The organism is Lentibacter sp. (assembly GCF_965657785.1).
In the GTDB taxonomy this organism is placed as follows: Bacteria; Pseudomonadota; Alphaproteobacteria; order Rhodobacterales; family Rhodobacteraceae; genus Lentibacter.
In genome coordinates, this window is record NZ_CBFHPP010000049.1 from 1 (window position 1) to 5,132 (window position 5,132).

Below are 5,132 nucleotides of genomic sequence, written 5' to 3' on the forward strand. Positions count from 1 at the left end.
GAGCCACGCCAAAAACAGAACGCGCCGTCGCTTTCTGCCAAACTTGAACGACGTGACGCTCCAGTCAGAGACACTGGGCCGCGGCTTCAAACTGCGCATCTCCGCGCACGCGCTGCGCTCTGTCGATCACCGTGGTGGTCTGGACAAGTTCTTGGCAAAAGCCAAAGACGCCGAGCTCTCAGCGCGCGCCTTGAAAATGAAAAAAGACATCAGCAAAGCTCAAACAGCCGAAGCCTAAGCTTTTTTGACGTTTCGTTATTTGAACAGCCCTGCCTCTTGGCAGGGCTGTTTCATTTTGTCCCCTTGCAACTTTTGCACACTCGCTTAAGTCTCTGCCCATGACAGCGTTGCGCTCCTATATCTCTGCCGTCGTGGTCGCCGTTCTGGTGCTCACAGGCCAGGCTATGGCCGAAGCGCGCATGATGAGCACGCCAACAGGCGAGATCGTCATTTGCACAGGCACCGGCCCGCTGGCCGTATCGGTGGACGCGTCAGGCCAGCCCACAGGCCCCGCCCATATCTGTCCTGACTGCGCCCTTGCTCTGTTTGCTGATTTTTCCGCCCCCGTCACAGCGCCGCTGCGCGTGATGGTAGACGGCGAGCGCGTGAGCTTTGCCCATACCGCACGCGCGCCTGCCCAAGGTGTTTTAAAAGCCAGCGCGCGCGGCCCGCCCGCAGCGGCCTGACCTCTTACAGACAGGCCTTTGGGCCACCCTAACTCTTTATATATTCACTGAAAGGTAGAGCTATGACTCTCAAAACGACACTTATGGCGGCCGTTGCCGCTGCTGCCCTCGCGATGCCGGCCTTTGCCGATGGCATGATGATCAAAGACAGCTATGCCCGCGCGGCGGGCATGAGCGCCGCCGCAGGTGCGGCCTTTATCGTGATCGAGAATCACACGGGCGAAGACGACCGCCTGATTGGCGCCAGCTCGGACATCGCCAAGCGCGTCGAGCTGCACACCCATATTGAAGACGCCAATGGCGTTATGAAAATGACCCATGTGGAAGAGGGCTTCCCTGTGGCCGCTGGCGAAACCATCATGATGCAGCGCGGCGGTCAGCACGTGATGTTTATGGGTCTCAACACGTCCATGGAGCAGGACGATATGGTCACCGTCACGCTGACCTTTGAAAAGGCAGGTGATGTGGTCGTTGACGTGCCTGTCGATCTGGAGCGCAAGCCCATGCACGGCAGCATGGGCCACGGCCATATGAAAAAAGACAGCGACAGCTGATCTTGAGCGGGTTGCGCCGCCTGACGGCGTCGCCCAGTGGGGGGCTCTGCCCCCCGGCTTCAAACGTCTCAGGACGTTTGAAGCCTCCCCCCGGGATAGTTCGGGCAAAAAGAAAGAGCTGAAAGCTTAGCTCAACTCTGCAACCCATTTGGGAACCGTCTCGCTGGCAGGGCCGATCCGCGCCTCTTCAAACAGCGAATATCCTGCTGACGGTTCAAGATTAAGCTCGACGGTTCGCACGCCCAGACGGCGCGCCTCGGCGACAAACCCTGCTGCGGGGTAGACATTGCCGCTGGTGCCGATCGAGGCAAAGAGGGTGGCGTTTTGTAAGGCGGCGTCGATCTCTTCCATCCCGTAAGGGATTTCTCCGAACCAGACGATATCGGGGCGCGTGGCCTGCGCCGCACAGTGCGGGCAGGCGTCAGCGACCTGCATCACCAAGGGCGCATCCCACCGCGCCGCGCAGGCGCCACACATCGCGCGCGCAAGGCTGCCGTGCATATGAAGCACGTTTTTGGAGCCCGCAGCCTCATGCAGCCCGTCCACATTCTGTGTGACGACGAGCACATCCTGCACCGCTTCAAGCGCGGCCAAGGCAAAATGCGCGGCATTGGGCGCAGCCTCACGGGCTTCGGCGCGGCGCATATTGTAAAACCGCTGAACACGCTCGGGATCCCGCGCAAAGCCTTCTGGCGTTGCCACATCCTCTATGCGGTGCTGCGCCCAAAGCCCGCCCTCGTCGCGAAAGGTGCCAAGCCCGCTTTCCGCCGAAATGCCGGCCCCCGTCAATATCACAATCTGTTCTCTCATAACCCCAGTTTAGCCGCTCCCAGAGCCAAAGCCAGCGCCTTTTGGGCTTGCTGCGCACAAGACTTCAGCGCAAGGATGGGCTATGTTCCAAACAGGTCCAACGCTCTTTTCTGTCAAAGGCCTCTTCGGGGTGCGGGTCGATGTGGGCCAGTCGCTCGGGCTGCTCTTGGGCTTGCTTTTGCTGCTTGCGGGGCTGAGCAACATTCTCTGGGTTGCGATCCTTCTCGCCATGCTGCTGGTCTCGATCTATCTTCACGAGCTTGGCCATGCTTGGGGCTGCCGCGTGCAGGGCGTGCCTGTGAAACGGATCGTGCTGCACGGCGGCGGCGGCTTTTGTGAGCACGCGCGCGCCGCCTCCCGCCAACAGCAAGAGCTGATTGTCATTATGGGGCCGCTCGTCAACCTCGCGCTCTGGGCGCTGGCGTCGCTTGCCGCTTGGTGGATTTTCTCCAGCCGCGCGACAGGGCTTTATGCCATTGGCAGCTATCTCATGCTGTTTGCGCGGCTCAATCTGGCGCTGTTTATCTTCAATCTCATCCCTGTGCAGCCGCTCGACGGCGGCAAGCTTTTGCAGCTTGCCCTGCTGCGGGTTCTGTCTCAACGCCATGCCATTCGCACGGCAGGGGCTGTGGGCCTTGTCTTTGCTGTCCTTTGGTGGCCTGCGCTCGTCTATGTTTACCTGACCTTTGGCTGGCTCTTGCTGTTTGCGCCGCCGATTATGCTCCATTGGCATATGGCACGCGGCACGCCGCGCCCCTGATCTGCGTCTGTGTCACACTTCCCCGCTGACTTTCGCGTCAGGCTTCGCTAGGCTTTCAGAACAGCAAAAAGCGAGTCGCCATGAAAAACCTGCTCACAACCACAGTTGCCTTTATGCTTCTGACCACAGCCACAACGGCCACAACGGCTCAGGCCGAAACCGCCCAAGAGCGGCAGGCGCGCTGTGAGGCGCAAGGCGCGATTGTGACCAAGGCGGTTGAATGGCGCCTGAAGCGCAAGAGCGAAACCAAGGCCAAAGAAGAGATCAAAGCCAGCACAGAAGAAGCGCTCCAAGGGGCGATCCCGCTGCTTGTCGGCTATATTTACACGCTGCCCCGCAAAGACCTGAAGGCCAATGATGTGCCAGCCGTCTTTGTGGCGCAATGCGCGGCTTTTGAGCCAGAGTAACACCAGTGAGCGCTTGCCGCCCGCGCGCTCAGGCCCCATATTAGCCAGATGTCGCTGCCACCCGGATTTCTTGATGAGCTTCGCACCCGCACCTCGCTAAGTCAGGTCGTGGGCCGCAAAGTCATGTGGGACCAGCGCAAATCAAATCAAGGCAAAGGCGATATGTGGGCGCCATGCCCCTTTCACCACGAAAAATCAGCCTCCTTTCATGTCGATGACCGCAAGGGCTACTACTACTGCTTTGGCTGCCACGCCAAAGGCGACGCCATCAGCTTTATCAAAGACACCGAAAATGTCGGCTTCATGGAGGCGGTCGAAATACTGGCCCGCGAGGCAGGAATGCCTATCCCCGAGCGCGACCCGCGGGCGCAGGAAAAGGCTGACAAACACACAGAGCTTGCCGCCGTGATGGAGCAGGCGGTGCAGTTTTACCGCCTTCAGCTCAAGACAGGGGCGGGCGCGCCGGCGCGAGACTATCTCGACAAGCGCGGCCTCAAAGAGGGCACGCAAGAACGCTTCGAGATCGGCTTTGCCCCCGACGGCTGGCAAAATCTCTGGGATCACCTGACAGGCAAAGGCGTTGCGCCCGACCTAATTATCGAGGCAGGCCTCGCCAAGCCGAGCGCCAAGGGTGGCAAGCCCTATGATACCTTCCGCAACCGGATCATGTTCCCGATCCGCGACATCCGTAAACGCTGTATCGCTTTTGGCGGGCGCGCGATGGACCCCGCCGACAACGCCAAATACCTCAACTCGCCCGAAACGCCACTGTTTGACAAATCCCGCACGCTTTACAACCACGCCCCCGCGCGCGAGGCGGCGGGCAAGGGCGCGCCGTTGATTGTGGCCGAGGGCTATATGGATGTGATCGCGCTCTCCGAGGCAGGCTTTGAAGGCGCGGTTGCGCCGCTTGGCACAGCTGTCACAGAACATCAGCTCCAGATGCTCTGGCGTGTCGCGGACGAGCCGGTGATTGCGCTTGATGGCGACACGGCTGGTTTGCGGGCGGCACACCGCGTCATTGATAACGCCCTGCCGCTGCTTGAGGCGGGCAAATCTCTGCGCTTTGCGCTCATGCCCGAGGGCAAAGACCCCGATGATATCATCCGCTCTGAGGGGGCAGGGGCCGTGCGCAAGCTTGTTGAGGAGGCAATGCCCATGGTCAGCCTGCTCTGGAGCCGAGAAACCGAGGGCCGTATCTATGACAGCCCCGAGCGTAAGGCCGCGCTCGACAAGGCCCTGCGCGAGAAAATCAAACTGATCCGCGACCCTTTTATTCGCAGCCACTATGGCGAAGCGATCAAAGAGATGCGCTATGAGCTCTTTCGCCCCAAGCGCGAGACATGGGCGCCGTCAGGCGGCGGGCAAGGGCAGGGCGGCTTTAAAAAGACGCGTGGCAAAGGCGGCTGGCAGCCGCCGCAGCCCCCCGTTTTGACCGAAACAAAGAACAGCTATCTCGCCGCAGGCAACGAGGCCTCCCAAGAACGGATGCGCATCACCGTTATTCTGGCGTTGCTGTTGCGTCAGCCCTCGCTGGCGCGCGAATTTGACTACGCCATTGAGCGGATGGACTGCCACACGCCCGAGCTTTCGGCCTTGCGCCACATTGTGCTGAGCCTCACAGCAACCGCCTCTGACATAGCCTATGAAGAGGCCGCCGAAAGATTGGGCTATGAGACGCTTGAAAACCTGCTCGCTGCCCCCCATCTGCGCATAGTCCCCGCGCTCAAAGAGGCGGCGGATCAAGACCTCGTGCGCATGACACTGGCCGAGGAACTCGCCAAACTTGAGGCCCACCGCGGGCTCAAAACCGAAATAGCCGAAGCCGAGGAAGACCTTGCACATCTCGCAGACGAGGCCGTGACATGGCGGCTCTCTCAGGCCGCTGCGGCGCTGGGGCGCGCGCAAAGTGGCA

Annotated in this window: 7 protein-coding genes; 6 read left to right on the plus strand and 1 reads right to left on the minus strand. The window is 60.6% G+C overall.

The window, feature by feature from the left end:
- The 3 genes from ACTF58_RS13315 to ACTF58_RS13325 all read left to right on the plus strand — a co-directional run.
- The coding region (locus ACTF58_RS13315; RefSeq protein ID WP_438992453.1) for a large ribosomal subunit protein bL28 at positions 1-238 on the plus strand (238 nt) is incomplete at its 5' end.
- Positions 239-338: 100 nt separating this feature from the next.
- On the plus strand, positions 339-686 hold the full coding sequence (locus tag ACTF58_RS13320; RefSeq protein WP_438992454.1) for a hypothetical protein: 348 nt from the start codon (positions 339-341) through the stop codon (positions 684-686).
- A gap of 62 nt (positions 687-748) precedes the next feature.
- On the plus strand, positions 749-1,240 hold the full coding sequence (locus ACTF58_RS13325; protein ID WP_438992455.1) for a copper chaperone PCu(A)C: 492 nt from the start codon (positions 749-751) through the stop codon (positions 1,238-1,240).
- Between the two features lie 126 nt (positions 1,241-1,366).
- Here the strand turns inward: ACTF58_RS13325 and ACTF58_RS13330 are convergent, their stop codons facing one another.
- Positions 1,367-2,050 carry an NAD-dependent deacylase gene (locus ACTF58_RS13330; protein WP_438992456.1) on the minus strand — a complete coding sequence of 228 codons (684 nt, stop codon included), beginning with the start codon at positions 2,048-2,050 and terminating at the stop codon, positions 1,367-1,369.
- A gap of 82 nt (positions 2,051-2,132) precedes the next feature.
- On the opposite strand from ACTF58_RS13330, the gene ACTF58_RS13335 reads away from it, so the two are divergent.
- The 3 genes from ACTF58_RS13335 to dnaG all read left to right on the plus strand — a co-directional run.
- Positions 2,133-2,810 (plus strand): site-2 protease family protein, encoded by a 678-nt coding sequence (locus tag ACTF58_RS13335; RefSeq protein WP_438992457.1) that lies wholly within the window; start codon positions 2,133-2,135, stop codon positions 2,808-2,810.
- Positions 2,811-2,890: 80 nt separating this feature from the next.
- Positions 2,891-3,217, plus strand: a complete 327-nt coding sequence (locus ACTF58_RS13340; protein ID WP_438992458.1) for a hypothetical protein — start codon at positions 2,891-2,893, stop codon at positions 3,215-3,217.
- 48 nt (positions 3,218-3,265) lie between these two features.
- A partial coding sequence (gene dnaG / locus ACTF58_RS13345) for a DNA primase (RefSeq protein ID WP_438992459.1) occupies positions 3,266-5,132 on the plus strand: 1,867 nt, incomplete at its 3' end.

What these genes read in the sequence shown, in the direction of transcription:
- ACTF58_RS13320 (WP_438992454.1), top strand. Translation starts at nt 339, where the DNA reads ATGACAGCGTTGCGCTCCTATATCTCTGCCGTCGTGGTCGCCGTTCTG.
- ACTF58_RS13325 (WP_438992455.1), top strand. Translation starts at nt 749, where the DNA reads ATGACTCTCAAAACGACACTTATGGCGGCCGTTGCCGCTGCTGCCCTC.
- ACTF58_RS13330 (WP_438992456.1), bottom strand. Translation starts at nt 2,050, where the DNA reads ATGAGAGAACAGATTGTGATATTGACGGGGGCCGGCATTTCGGCGGAA.
- ACTF58_RS13335 (WP_438992457.1), top strand. Translation starts at nt 2,133, where the DNA reads ATGTTCCAAACAGGTCCAACGCTCTTTTCTGTCAAAGGCCTCTTCGGG.
- ACTF58_RS13340 (WP_438992458.1), top strand. Translation starts at nt 2,891, where the DNA reads ATGAAAAACCTGCTCACAACCACAGTTGCCTTTATGCTTCTGACCACA.